The sequence below is a fragment of the Lactobacillus intestinalis genome, assembly GCF_024397795.1.
Classification (GTDB): domain Bacteria; phylum Bacillota; class Bacilli; order Lactobacillales; family Lactobacillaceae; genus Lactobacillus; species Lactobacillus intestinalis.
Genome location: NZ_CP072983.1, coordinates 140,032 through 153,060 on the forward strand (window position 1 = coordinate 140,032; position 13,029 = coordinate 153,060).

10 protein-coding genes are annotated in these 13,029 nt (G+C 35.3%); all 10 read left to right on the forward strand.

Going from position 1 to position 13,029, the window contains the following annotated elements:
- The first annotated feature begins 10 nt into the window (after positions 1–10).
- The 10 genes from KBW87_RS00715 to KBW87_RS00760 all read left to right on the forward strand — a co-directional run bounded on the left by KBW87_RS00715 (position 11) and on the right by KBW87_RS00760 (position 12,965).
- On the forward strand, positions 11–496 hold the full coding sequence (locus KBW87_RS00715; protein WP_057809403.1) for a hypothetical protein: 486 nt from the start codon (positions 11–13) through the stop codon (positions 494–496).
- Positions 497–550: 54 nt separating this feature from the next.
- Complete coding sequence (locus KBW87_RS00720; RefSeq protein ID WP_057809405.1) at positions 551–1,948, forward strand: metallophosphoesterase family protein; 1,398 nt, start codon at positions 551–553, stop codon at positions 1,946–1,948.
- A gap of 124 nt (positions 1,949–2,072) precedes the next feature.
- Positions 2,073–4,022, forward strand: a complete 1,950-nt coding sequence (gene asnB / locus KBW87_RS00725) for an asparagine synthase (glutamine-hydrolyzing) (RefSeq protein WP_057809408.1) — start codon at positions 2,073–2,075, stop codon at positions 4,020–4,022.
- Between the two features lie 22 nt (positions 4,023–4,044).
- Positions 4,045–5,316 (forward strand): carboxylate--amine ligase, encoded by a 1,272-nt coding sequence (locus KBW87_RS00730; protein ID WP_057809410.1) that lies wholly within the window; start codon positions 4,045–4,047, stop codon positions 5,314–5,316.
- A gap of 197 nt (positions 5,317–5,513) precedes the next feature.
- Positions 5,514–7,715: an anaerobic ribonucleoside-triphosphate reductase gene (gene nrdD / locus KBW87_RS00735; protein WP_057809412.1), complete on the forward strand. Its 2,202-nt coding sequence runs from the start codon at positions 5,514–5,516 to the stop codon at positions 7,713–7,715.
- Complete coding sequence (gene nrdG, locus KBW87_RS00740) at positions 7,715–8,428, forward strand: anaerobic ribonucleoside-triphosphate reductase activating protein (protein WP_057809414.1); 714 nt, start codon at positions 7,715–7,717, stop codon at positions 8,426–8,428. The genes nrdD and nrdG overlap by 1 nt, the downstream gene beginning before the upstream one ends.
- 56 nt (positions 8,429–8,484) lie before the next feature.
- Complete coding sequence (locus KBW87_RS00745) at positions 8,485–9,054, forward strand: iron-sulfur cluster assembly protein (RefSeq protein WP_057809416.1); 570 nt, start codon at positions 8,485–8,487, stop codon at positions 9,052–9,054.
- Positions 9,041–10,240, forward strand: coding sequence for a DUF438 domain-containing protein (locus tag KBW87_RS00750; protein ID WP_057809419.1), 1,200 nt, complete (start codon positions 9,041–9,043; stop codon positions 10,238–10,240). The genes KBW87_RS00745 and KBW87_RS00750 overlap by 14 nt, the downstream gene beginning before the upstream one ends.
- Positions 10,241–10,384: 144 nt before the next feature.
- Positions 10,385–11,671, forward strand: coding sequence for a PAS domain-containing protein (locus KBW87_RS00755; protein ID WP_057809420.1), 1,287 nt, complete (start codon positions 10,385–10,387; stop codon positions 11,669–11,671).
- 73 nt (positions 11,672–11,744) lie between these two features.
- On the forward strand, positions 11,745–12,965 hold the full coding sequence (locus tag KBW87_RS00760; protein ID WP_057809422.1) for an MDR family MFS transporter: 1,221 nt from the start codon (positions 11,745–11,747) through the stop codon (positions 12,963–12,965).
- The last annotated feature ends 64 nt before the right edge of the window (positions 12,966–13,029 follow it).

Genomic DNA, 13,029 nt, shown 5'->3' on the forward strand with positions numbered 1-13,029 from the left:
GGAGGGTTTTATGGAAAAACTAGATACCATGATGCTTGCCGATGATTTAGCTTTATCGCAAGATAAAATCTTAAGCGGCGAACAACACTTTGATGCAGATGCAGTTTATAAAGTAATCGATGGCTTGAATGTCCTTAACAATCCAATTAAGGATTACTTCAATATGACTGAAGAACAATATTACGAAGCAGAAAGTGATCACAAGCTTACTTTGATTAAACTTTCAAACAAACTTGTAGACTTACATGATCGTATTTTGACTAATCATGTAGATGGCTATGTTGATAAAGATGAAATCAATTTGACTTATAATCATGAAAATCCTTATGAAGATGATATTTATAATCCTGAAATTGATTATCATGTTATCATCTACAGTCTTAAGGTTATTGGTGCCGTTCAATCCATTGCGGCAAAAGATTTAGAGGAAGTACTATCTAAAGATGCTGTCTTATCACTAGGACTTGCGACTTACGCTTTAGAACATAATGCATAGTTTTTTCAAGTCGGTAATATGACCGACTTTTTCTTTGTCTTTGAGGCGAATGATATGAAGATATTTAGACAAACTAGAGGCTTAGTTGACAAAATGATGGGAGCAAAAAAGCGATCATCTTTACACCGTGATAGTAAAATGATCGATCCCATGCAAAGTTTTACCACGATTGGGGAGTATCATGTTGATCAAAAAGAGGATACTCCAGGGGGCAAGCCCTATGTATTAACAGTTTATAAAGACGAAAAAGGGGTATTGCATCAAGCATTAAGTCCTGAGAGTACGCAGAAACTCGCACCTGAATATGTTAGAATGTTTGATGAAGATTTAGGGCATTTCCGTGCTTTTAAAAATACCGAAACCGGTCGTCGTTATCAAGTAGAACGCTACTTGGATCAGTTTACTGACGAGGTAAAAAGCCATATTCGTGAAGGAGAAAATTCAGTTAATATTAGTGTGATTACTGATACTCACTTCAAGGATAAAAATAGTTCTGATTTTTATGGCTGGAATGGTTTAACCCATGTGCGCGAATTTTCATATTTAGATGAATCAGGCTTGCTTAATTTGAAGGCTCACTTAGGGGATTGGATTGATGGTTCCGATGCCGGACTTGTAAGTGAAAGTGAACTTTATAAGTTAAAAGAAGCATTTAAATCTGATAAAATTCCCTACATGATGATTAAGGGAAATCATGATGAAAATGATAAGTTCGATGAACACCATGATTTAAAAGCATCTTTTCCTGAAAATGAATTTGAAAATATCATGTGGCCAGATATGTATAAACAAGCGCGGATTCACTATATTTCACGTCAACATGGGGTAGGATATTATGATTTTGATGATGTCAGAATTATCTCTGTTAATACGTCTGATCTTCCTTATGAGTTAGACAGCAAAGGCCAAAAGAAATATGATACTAAAATTACTTTAGCGGTTAGAGAAGATCAGATGGAGGAAATCATTGAGATCTTATCTAAGTCCTCGGGCAAAAAGATTATCTTTATGAGCCATGCTAACCCAATTAACCGTAAAGGATCCAATGCGTTGAAATACAATGGCCGCTCTCTTCATGAATTACTGGTTGCTTTTAATCAAAAAGAAAAAGGCCGCATGCATTCAAGTGCAGGCGTTCCACCAGAATTTAGATTGTCTAATGATTTTGATTTCACCAATATTAAAGACGCTCGAATTATTGCTTACTTCTGTGGGCATCGCCATCGAGAAGATCAATACCGCATCAATGGTATTCAATATATTTTGTTTAACTGTTCTGCTTTAATGGGACCCAACCATTCCTTAACTACAAAATATAATAAAAATTGGAATCGGAAGATGGATTATAATAATGAATTTGCTGGATATGTAGTAAATGTCGATCTAAATCGCCATCGTTTACAAGTCTTTGGTTATGGTGCCGCTTCCAAGAGAAGAATATTTTTTATTTAGTTTAAAGAAAGACTAGAGCATTTGGCTATTAGTCTTCTTTAGCTTATAATAAAAAGGTTCGATTAATATTTAAAAAGAGATTGATAATAAAATATAAAAAGGTAAATTTAAGGGAAAGATAAATATGTGCGGAATTGTTGCTTTTTATGATCCAGAAATAAATGATAAGCAAGCCGTTATTGGAAAAATGATGGCTACTATCAAACACCGTGGACCAAGTTCTGACGGTTACTACACTAATAACGAAGTTGCACTAGGCTTTAGAAGATTATCTATTATTGATCTTCGTGGCGGTAGTCAACCAATTTATAATGAAGATAAAACACGTGCAATCATCTTTAATGGTGAAATTTACAACTTTAAGCCTTTGAGAAAAGAATTAATTGATGCAGGCCACACTTTTACTACTAAGGCAGATACTGAAGTTCTTTTGCACGGTTATGAAGAATGGGGTATGGATGGCTTGCTCAAGCGTGTAAGAGGTATGTTTGCCTTCCTTATTTGGGACGATAATAACAAAACTCTTTATGGTGCGCGTGACTTCTTTGGTATTAAGCCAATGTACTACAGCAACCAAAATGGTCATTTGCTTGTAGGTTCAGAGCTTAAGAGCTTTTTGGAATATCCAAAATTTAAGCGCGAATTAAACGTTGAAGCAGTTAAACCATATCTTATGAACCAATATAATGACCTTGATGAAACTTTCTTTAAGGGAGTTTACCGTTTCCCAGCTGGGCATTGGTTTGAATATAAAGATGGTGAAATGAAGACTCACCAATACTGGGATGCAGAATACAAAGAAAATAATTTAAGCTTTGAAGCTACTGTAGAAAAGATCAACGAAGATCTTAAGGAAACAGTTGATTTGTACCGTAACGCTGATGTGCCAGTTGGTGCATTCTTATCCGAAGGTGTGGACTCAAGTTTCTTGACTTCACTTCTTAATCCAGATGACGTTTTCTCTATTTCATTTGATGATTCTACTTATGATGAAGCTTCAAAGGCAAAGGCATTGTCTGACATTAATGGCTGGAACTTCTTCAGTGATAAGGTAGATGCAGATGAAGCCATGCATGACTTTCCGGAAATGCAATATCATATGGATGAACCTGATGCTAACCCATCAATTATTCCATTGTGGTACTTATGTAAATTAGCTCGTAAGCATGTTACTGTTGCTCTTTCTGGTGAAGGTGCCGATGAACTTTTTGCAGGATATGTTAACTATGGGATGCACACTCATAACGATGTGATTAAGGTCTTTACTTCAGAGCTTAAGAAACTTCCTAAGAAGAGTAAGGTTAAACTTGCGCATAAGATTAAGAAGATGCCTAATTTCCCAGGAAAAGTTCACATGTATACTAACTTAGCAGAACCTAGTGAATTCTACGTTGGTCAATCAGTTATCTACGATATGGATTACCCAACTATCTTCACTTCCAAAGATGCGAACGACATCTTGCAACCAAGTTACCGTAACAAGTTAACGGTTAACGGCATCTACCAAAAGGACTTCAAGAAAGTTAAAAATATTGATAACGTTAAGCAAATGCAATACATTGACTTGCACCACTTTATGCTTAACGATATTGAACAAAAAGCCGATAAGATTTCAATGGCTCACTCACTTGAACTTAGAGTTCCTTACCTTGATAAGAAGATTGCAGAACTTGCAAATAGTATTCCTACTAAGTATTTGGTTAACCGCCATGATACTAAGTATGCTCTTCGTAAGGCTTCAGAAAAGGTATTGCCTGATGAATGGGCAAAGCGTCCAAAATTAGGCTTCCCAACTCCAATTAAGCAATGGCTTCAAGAACCACGTTTCTACAAGCAAGTACGTGAACTCTTCCAAGCTGATTTTGTAAATGATATCTTCGATCAAAAGAAGATCATTGCTTTATTGGATGATAACTACAAGGGTGACGGTTCACATCGTCGTCAGATTTGGGCAATTTATACCTTCCTTGTTTGGTACAAGTTATTCTTTGTAGATTACAAGAATACTGTTAAGAAATACCAACATGTTCAACCAGAAGTTGCAAGTTTGATCTCACAAGGTAAGTTACTTTAATTAGGGAGTTTTTTTGAGAATAATGACTAAGAAGTTTACGCCAATTTTACTTGGCAGTGATATTAATGTGTATGGAATGGCTCGTTCATTTAACGAAGCTTATGGAATTAAGGTTAAAGCACTAGCTGATATTCAACTTGCTGCTACTCGTTATTCAAAAATTGTGGATGTTGAAATCCACCATGGTTTTAGTGCTGATCCAACTTTCATGGATGTAATGCACAAGAAGATGGAAATTTACAAGAATCACAAGGAACCTGTAATTTTGATTGCTTGTGGTGATGGTTATGCAGAACTATTGGCAAAGCATAAGGATGAATTAAGTGAAGTATTCATCGTTCCCTACATTGACTATGATTTGTTGGAAGTCCTTATTTCAAAAGAAGGCTTTTACGAAACTGCAGAAAAGTATGGCTTGCCATATCCAAAGACTAAGATCATTACTATGGATGAATACAAGGCTAAGAAGCACTTAGATATTCCATTTGATTATCCAGTCGAATTAAAGCCAGAAGATCCTGTTTCTTGGCTTAATTGTCAATTTGAAGGTCGTAAGAAGACTTTTACAATTCATGATGAAGCAGAACTTGCTGATATCGTAAATAAGATCTACACTCATGGATATAAAGAAGACTTGATCTTGCAAGACTTTATTCCAGGGGATGACTCTAATATGCGTACTTTGAATGCATATGTTGATAAGAATCACCAAGTAAAGATGATGTGTTTAGGTCACCCACTTCTTGAAGATCCAACTCCTCAATCAATTGGTAACTACATGACCATCTTGCCAGAATATGATGAAAAGTTATACGAACAAGTTCAAACTTTCCTTGAAAAATTGAACTACACTGGTATGGCTAACTTTGATATTAAGTATGATGAACGTGACGGGGAGTACAAGTTCTTCGAAATTAACTTGCGTCAAGGTCGTTCAAGTTTTTATGTAACTTTAAATGGTTACAATTTAGCTAAGTGGTATATTGATGACTACGTAGAAGATAATTTGAAGGATAAGAAGACTGTATATGGTAATAAATTAAAGTCTAAGCACGTTCTTTGGCTTGGAGTACCAAACAAGATCTTTAAGGAATATGCTGTTGATAACGAAGCAAAACGTACAGCAGAAGAATTAATTCATGAAGGTCGCTATGGTACAACTGTCTTTTATGATAAAGATCGCAACTTTAAACGTTGGCTTTTAATGAAATACATGTTCCATAATTACTACTCAAGATACAAGCAATATTTTGAAGTTAACAAAGGACAATACTTCGAAAAGAAGAATAATTAATAAACTAATTGAAGTAGGGTATTCAAAGAATATCCTACTTTTTTGTGCAAATTTTTTAAAAAATAATTTTTATTTGCTGAAGGTCGTTCACATCGCAATTTTGCCTAATACAACTTATAGATAGCAAAGTTTATATAGGATACAATATCTTGTAGTTATGATATGATTTAGCTACGTCTTAAGGAGTAGTGAACAAAATGCTAAAACAAGAAATTAACACACGCTTGGAAGATTTAACAATGCTGAAAACCTTCATCAAACGGGATGGTGCTAAATATCCTTTTGAGATTTTTAAATTGGAAATGGTACTTCACAATTTAGATCTTGATGATGTCAAAGTACCTCTCTTGGCAGAAATTATTTCTCGTTTGTCTTCACAAAATGTAAAAGCAGAAGAAGTAGCTCAAGCTTTTCATGATAGTTTAAATTCTTTGGGTTACTTAGATGAAGCTAAGAAATATGTGACATACCGCCAAAAAGATCAAGAAGAATGGGAAAAGCAAACCGATACTAAGAATCGACTAGAAAGATTAGTTCATAAAGATCCCACTATCGTCAACGAAAATGCTAATAAAGATAGTGATGTCTTTAGTACTCAACGGGATTTAACTGCGGGTGTGGTAGGAAAAACGGTTGGTTTAACTATGATGCCTGAACATATTGCAAAGGCTCACTTGCGTGGTGATATTCACTGGCACGATCTTGATTACACCCCTCTTTCACCGATGTCAAACTGTTGCTTGATTGATTTTAAGGAAATGCTTACCAATGGTTTTAAGATTGGAAATGCGTTTATGGAAAGTCCAAATTCAATTGGAGTAGCTACTAGTCAAGTTGCGCAAATCATCACTAATGTCGCATCTAGTCAGTATGGAGGATGTTCTTTTGATAGAGCGGATCAAGTTTTAGCTCCATTTGCTCAAAAGAATTATGAGAAGCACTTAAAAGCTGCCTATGAATTAATTGATGATAAGGATAAGGCGGAAGCATTTGCTAAAAAACGCACTAAGAAAGATATTTATGATGCAATGCAAAGCCTAGAATATGAGATCAACACGATGTTTTCTAGCCAAGGTCAAACTCCCTTTACTAGTTTGGGATATGGCTTAGGAACTTCTTGGATTGAAAAAGAAATCCAAAAAGATATTCTACGTATTCGAATTGCTGGCTTGGGCAAGGAACATCGAACTGCGATTTTCCCTAAATTGCTTTTTACTATCAAAAAGGGTCTTAACTTACATCCAGGCGATCCTAACTATGATGTTAAAAAGCTGGCCATTGAATGTTCAACTAAGAGAATGTATCCTGATGTATTGATGTATGACAAGATCAAAGAAATTACTGGATCATTTAAGTGTCCAATGGGTTGCCGATCCTTTTTGCAAGGATGGAAAGATAAAAATGGTAAAGAGGTTAACTCTGGACGCATGAACCTCGGAGTAGTGACGGTTAACTTGCCACGCATTGCCATTGAATCACACGGGGATATGGACTTATTCTGGAAAATCTTTAATGTACGAATGAGAACAGCCCATGAAGCATTAAAATTTAAAGCTCATCGCGTAACTGAGGCTGTTCCAGTAAATGCGCCAATTCTTTATCAATTTGGCGCCTTTGGCAAGAGATTGAGTGAAGATGGAAATGTAAACGACCTATTTAAGAATGGTCGTGCAACTATTTCTTTAGGGTACATTGGTCTTTATGAAGTAGGAACTGTATTTTATGGACCTGATTGGGAAAAGAATAAGGACGCCCATGATTTTACCGTCCAAATTGTCAAAAAGATGCATGGATTATGTGCTAAATGGGAAAAAGAAGATCCAAACCATTATCATTACAGTCTCTATTCCACTCCAAGTGAAAGTTTAACGGACCGTTTTTGCCGTTTAGATACAAATAAGTTTGGCAAGATTAAAGATATTACTGATAAGGATTACTATACAAACTCTTTCCACTATGATGTGCGTAAGCATCCAACTCCATTTGAAAAACTAAGTTTTGAAATGGATTATCCAAAATATGCAGCAGGTGGTTTTATTCATTATTGTGAATATCCTAATCTTAAGCAAAATCCGGCAGCTTTAGAAGCTGTTTGGGACTGGGCATATGACAAGGTTGGGTACCTGGGTACTAACACGCCAATTGATAAATGTTACAAGTGTGGTTTTGCCGGGGAGTTTAAAGCTACGGCAAAAGGTTTTCAATGTCCTGAATGTGGAAATCATGATCCTAAAACTTGTGATTGTGTGAAAAGAACTTGTGGTTATTTAGGAAATCCTTTGAAGCGGCCAATGGTTCATGGTCGTCATGAGGAAATTGCTCATCGTGTAAAACACATGAATCAAGGTTTAGAAACTCAAATGGCAAATGACGAAACTAGAAGAAATGAGCAATACTAATGCCAGAAAAAGATCAGAATAATCAAGAAGGACCTGATACTCGCAATAATTTGATAAAAATTAATGTGGGTGGAGATACGGTTTTTGTTAATTCAAATCAATATAAGCCTAAAAAGGATATTAAACCTAAAAAACGATTGACTCAAAAAATGCCAAAAGATCCTAAACCGGGCGAATGGAAAACAGAAGATTATAGTTTGCATAAAATAGCTGACTATAAGCCTTTCAATTTTGTAGATGGTGAAGGAGTTCGTTGTAGTCTTTATGTATCAGGATGTTTGTTTGATTGTCCTGGGTGTTATAACTTAGCAGCTCAAAACTTTAATTATGGTAAAGTTTATACACAAGAGCTTGAAGATAAGATTATTGATGATCTTTCACAAAGTTATGTACAAGGCTTGACGCTCCTTGGCGGAGAACCATTTCTTAATACCTGGGTTTGTTTAAAGTTAATTAATCGAGTTCGTAAAGAATTTGGAAATAAAAAAGACATTTGGTCTTGGTCAGGTTATACTTGGGATGAATTAATGCAAGAAACTCCTGACAAAAAAGAAATGCTTTCAAAGATTGATATTTTAGTAGATGGTCGATTTTTGGAAAGTAAGAAAGATTTAACGCTGCAGTTTAGAGGTTCCAGCAATCAGCGGATTATTGACGTTCAAAAGTCGCTTAAAGCTGATAAAGTCATTATTTGGGATAAATTAGAAAGATAATTGAAAGGAAAGTAAGGGGAGACATGCTTGTTTTCTCCTTATTTTTTTAGGTAAAGATGCAAGATAAAGTAAAAATCGCAGATCAAATTATTCGTAATTTGCAAGATGTAGAAGATCCGGAATTGTTTGTGGATATTGTTAATTTGGGGTTAATTTATGGAGTGGATATTGAAGATAGCCATTGCACAGTGACAATGACGCTCACTACTATGGGATGTCCCTTAAACGAGTATTTAGATCAAGAAATTAAAAAAGCTGTTTTGAAAACTCCAGGTATTGAAAGTGTAGATGTTAAATTGGTTTGGTATCCAGTTTGGTCAACGGATCGGATGAGCGATGCAGCCAAAAAAGCGTTAGGAGTTGGGGAAGTTAAATCTGAGAAGTCCTATTCTGACGAAAAACTCTTAGATTTCTATACTTCAATTAAAACTTTTGCCCAAGAGTATCCTGACTTTGTCCAAGATATGTATGATATTGGATTTACTAGAATCAAAATTCCAGGGATGCTCAATACCGTTGGCCGGGTGATGAATTTGGAATTAGGATCTAAAGCTATGGGTTTTGATATTGAGGACGTTAAGAAGAAGCTTGAGGAGAAGGGATATAAATTTGATGAAGGAAGATAGACAAAAAGCAATTTTAGAAATTTTGCATTACATTCATGATGGTGGTGATTTTGATACAGCTAAAAAGATGTTTCAGGATCGTTTTGATCAAGTGGATGTCTCTGAAATTACAGAAGCTGAGTGTGAATTGATTGCTGGGGGTCTAGATCCTAGTCAAATTCAATATTTATGTAATGTTCATGCGGAAGTATTTAAGGGGAATATTAAGCAAAATGAACTAAATTCTGATTTTGAAAAACCAGGCCACCCAGTAAATACGTTAAAACTAGAAAATATCGTAATTAAATCGTTAATTAATGACTATCTCTTACCTAATTTAGAAAAATGGGAAGAAGATCCAAATCCTGAGTCCATCACTAAAATTCAAAAAGCACTTTCAGATTTAGCGACAATTGATAAGCATTATAGGCGAAAAGAAACTTCTATTTTTCCAATAATGAATAAATATGGAATTACAGCTCCACCGGAAGTGATGTGGGGAGTGGATGATGATATTCGCAACTTAATTAAAAATGCACAACATCTAGCAAATCAAGCTCATCCAGAAGAACACTCTTTAGCAGAAGCAATAAAAAAGGCGAGTCATGAAGTGTTAGAGATGATCTTTAAAGAAGAAGAGATTATGATTCCCATGCTTGATGAGGTCGCCACTTCTCAAGATTGGTATAACGTGAAACTTGAGGAAAAACAAATCGGCTATACTTTGATCGCTACACCGATGAATTGGAAGCCTAAAATGCCGGAAACTACTTCAGGTGCGATTTCGATTGATAAATTGACCTCTTTGGCAATTAATTTTAAAGAAGGAAGCTTAAACTTGAAGCAATTAGAGGCGATTTTAGATATTTTGCCATTTGCTTTAACTTTTATCGATGAAAACGATAAGGTGACATATTTTGGAGGGGGTGCATCTATTTATCCCCATTCAAAAAATGTATTAGGAAATTCAGTTTTTTCCTGTCACCCAGCAAAAAGTCGCCCAATTATTCACCGTATTTTTGATGAATTTCATACTGGAAAGAAAGATAAATACGAATTTTGGTTTGAACCACGAAAGATGGGGCGCTATCTTTACTTGCGCTATTACGCAGTAAGGGATGAAGAAGGAAAATACTTGGGTTGTCTTGAAGTAGCTGAAGATGTAACAGAAATTCGTGCAAAAAAGACGGAAAAACGAAAAATATAGCTTTTTTCGGCTTTACTTTTATTGAAGGCTAATGATATTATTTCGAGGAGAACAGCAAAAGTTAATACTATTTTCATACTAAGCGAATAATGAGTTATACTAGTTATTAACAGCTTTCAGTAGAAGAGAGGGTACGATCGGACAATGGTGAATTCAAAGGATATAGGTATAAAAAGAGAGAAAAATCTGCTAGAGACTTTGCAATTTCTGATTGATGGTGGCGACTATTCTAAAGGCTCCTCTTTTTTAGAAAAAGCAAAGCAGTATCAAGCAGCGGCATGTATGGTTCCTGGCCATCCGCTCTATACTTTTAGACAAGAAAATGATCAAATCACTAATTTGATTCAAAATGAAATTTTACCTCAATTAAAAATTTGGCAACAAGATGGTAAAGATAGTGCAGCTTTAGCTAGACTTCAAAATGGTGTTGATCGTTTACATGATTTGAAAAATCATTATTCACGTAAAGAAATTTCAATTTATCCGCTTCTTGTTAAAAATGGGCTCGCTAGTGAAGAGCAAACTTCAAAATTGTGGCAAATGGATGATGATGTTCGTGATTTAGTTAAAAAAGTCGCATCTGTAATTCGTCAAGATCCAATGCCAGATAAATATTTTATAGAAGCTTTGGTAGAAAAAATGGCATATCAGGTATTAAGACTCGTTTTTCAAGAAGAAGCTGTTTGTATGCCACTTTTGGAAGATGTTGTTTCTACTAAGGATTGGCATATTGTTAAACAAGATGAAGTTGAAGTTGGATATTGTTTAATTGATACTCCTCCACGCTGGGATCCAACTAAGGAAGAAATTGAAGAAAATCAGCTATATTTGGATCAAAAATCCGATCTGAATAAACAGATAGTCCAGGCTTTTCATAAATATGTTAGTCAACTATCTCATATTGATACAAATATTAAATCATCGGATATTTTAAAGGGTGATGAAAGTTATCCAATTGGTGATTCGAACACCGGCCCAAGTTTAATTGTACCGAATATGGAAGATATTGTGGTTAAATTGGAAGTGGGATCACTTAGTTTGAAAGAGATTCCGGCGATTTTCAATGTGTTGCCAATTGATCTAACATTTGTGGACGCACATGATCGAGTAAAATGGTTTTCTAATTCCGATAGAGTATTTCCAAGAACAAGATCAGTAATTGGGCGTCCGGTTATTCGTTGTCACCCACCGAAAAGTATTGATAAAGTGTTGAAAATTTTGAATGATTTTCACAAAGGATATTCAGATAGTGAAGACTTTTGGGTAAATGTAAGAGGTCGAATTATTTATCTATCTTTCTTTGCTGTGCGGGATGCCCAAGATAACTACTTAGGTTGTCTAGAAACTGTTCAAGATATTACTAAATTTAAGAATATTACTGGTACCAAGACACTAGAAAATAAAGATAAATTTGATAAAAAGTCAGATTAAAGTAAAATGGTGACTCTTCACTTGAGCCACTATTTTTTGTTACACTTAGGCAATTAACGAAAGGAGAATTTGAATGAAAACTGAGCGGGGGAATTTTAATTCAGATACAGAAGTTAAATTGCACTGGCTAATTTTAGGAGAATTAGTTACGTGGATTGGAGCTAGTTTTATTTGGCCGTTGACTTCTGTTTATTTAAATAAGCAATTGCATGTTAGTCTTTCGATGATTGGTGTCGTACTATTTTTCAATTGTGCGGCTAATATCCTAGGTTCAATTATTGCAGGACGACTTTATGATAAATTAAATCCTTATCCACTTGTTTTGTGGGGATTAGGACTGGATGCAGTGGTGCTATTTTTGATGGCTGCGTTTCATGGTTGGCCGGAATATTGGGTATGGCTAACATTGACCGGATTTTTAGGGGGATGGAATGGTACCTTAATTAATTCGATTGCGACTAGTTTAAAGAAATATCCCGGACGATATGTTTTTAACATTTTGTATTTTTCACAAAATTTAGGAGTAGTAACAGGAACTTTGATTGTAGGGTATCTTTATGATTATTCTGTAACCGTGTTGTTCATTATAGCGGCGTCATTATTTGTGGTGGCTTTGGTTAATGCGATCTTCAACTACAAACCAATCATTGCCTTTCATCAAGAGCGAGTTAAAAAAGGCCAAAGTGGAGTCAGTCAAAAGGCTGAACCAATGCCAAAATGTAATTTTATTATGTCGATGGCCTTCTTCACTACTTTGGCAGTGACTTGGCTAATGTACATGAACTGGGAATCTAACTTGTCCGTTTATATGGTTTCACTGGGAATTCCATTCCACCTTTACAGTTTATTGTGGACACTTAATGCTGGAATTATTGTGGTTATGCAAGGAATTTTGGCGCGTTTTCCTAAAATTTTCAAAAATATTTTCCAACAAATTATTTTTGGAATTTGTATGTTTTCAATTTCATTCATCACCTTGGTTTTTGCCAAAGACTTTGCTCACTTTGCCTTGTCAATGATTATCTTAACTTTGGGTGAATCAACTGCGTTTCCAGCTATTCCTGCCTATGTAAACGATTTGTCACCTAAATCCAGCAAGGGAAAATACCAAGGATCAATTATGGTTGCTAGTGGTGTAGGACGTGCCTTTGGGCCATTGTTTGGTGGTTTAGTAATTGATCGTGCAGGTTATATTCCATTTTTCTGGGTAGCAGCGATTGTAATTGCCTTAATGATCGCCTTAATGGTGCCACTTTATGCAAAATTGCATAAGAAACTAACAATTTATAAGTAAGGGCAGTAATTTTGAAATAAAAATGATATTATTAAACTATGACAATTTTGATTTTAATATTAAG

Coding starts and splice junctions, on each gene's coding strand:
- KBW87_RS00715 (WP_057809403.1), top strand. CDS start 11: ATGGAAAAACTAGATACCATGATGCTTGCCGATGATTTAGCTTTATCG.
- KBW87_RS00720 (WP_057809405.1), top strand. CDS start 551: ATGAAGATATTTAGACAAACTAGAGGCTTAGTTGACAAAATGATGGGA.
- asnB (WP_057809408.1), top strand. CDS start 2,073: ATGTGCGGAATTGTTGCTTTTTATGATCCAGAAATAAATGATAAGCAA.
- KBW87_RS00730 (WP_057809410.1), top strand. CDS start 4,045: ATGACTAAGAAGTTTACGCCAATTTTACTTGGCAGTGATATTAATGTG.
- nrdD (WP_057809412.1), top strand. CDS start 5,514: ATGCTAAAACAAGAAATTAACACACGCTTGGAAGATTTAACAATGCTG.
- nrdG (WP_057809414.1), top strand. CDS start 7,715: ATGCCAGAAAAAGATCAGAATAATCAAGAAGGACCTGATACTCGCAAT.
- KBW87_RS00745 (WP_057809416.1), top strand. CDS start 8,485: ATGCAAGATAAAGTAAAAATCGCAGATCAAATTATTCGTAATTTGCAA.
- KBW87_RS00750 (WP_057809419.1), top strand. CDS start 9,041: ATGAAGGAAGATAGACAAAAAGCAATTTTAGAAATTTTGCATTACATT.
- KBW87_RS00755 (WP_057809420.1), top strand. CDS start 10,385: ATGGTGAATTCAAAGGATATAGGTATAAAAAGAGAGAAAAATCTGCTA.
- KBW87_RS00760 (WP_057809422.1), top strand. CDS start 11,745: ATGAAAACTGAGCGGGGGAATTTTAATTCAGATACAGAAGTTAAATTG.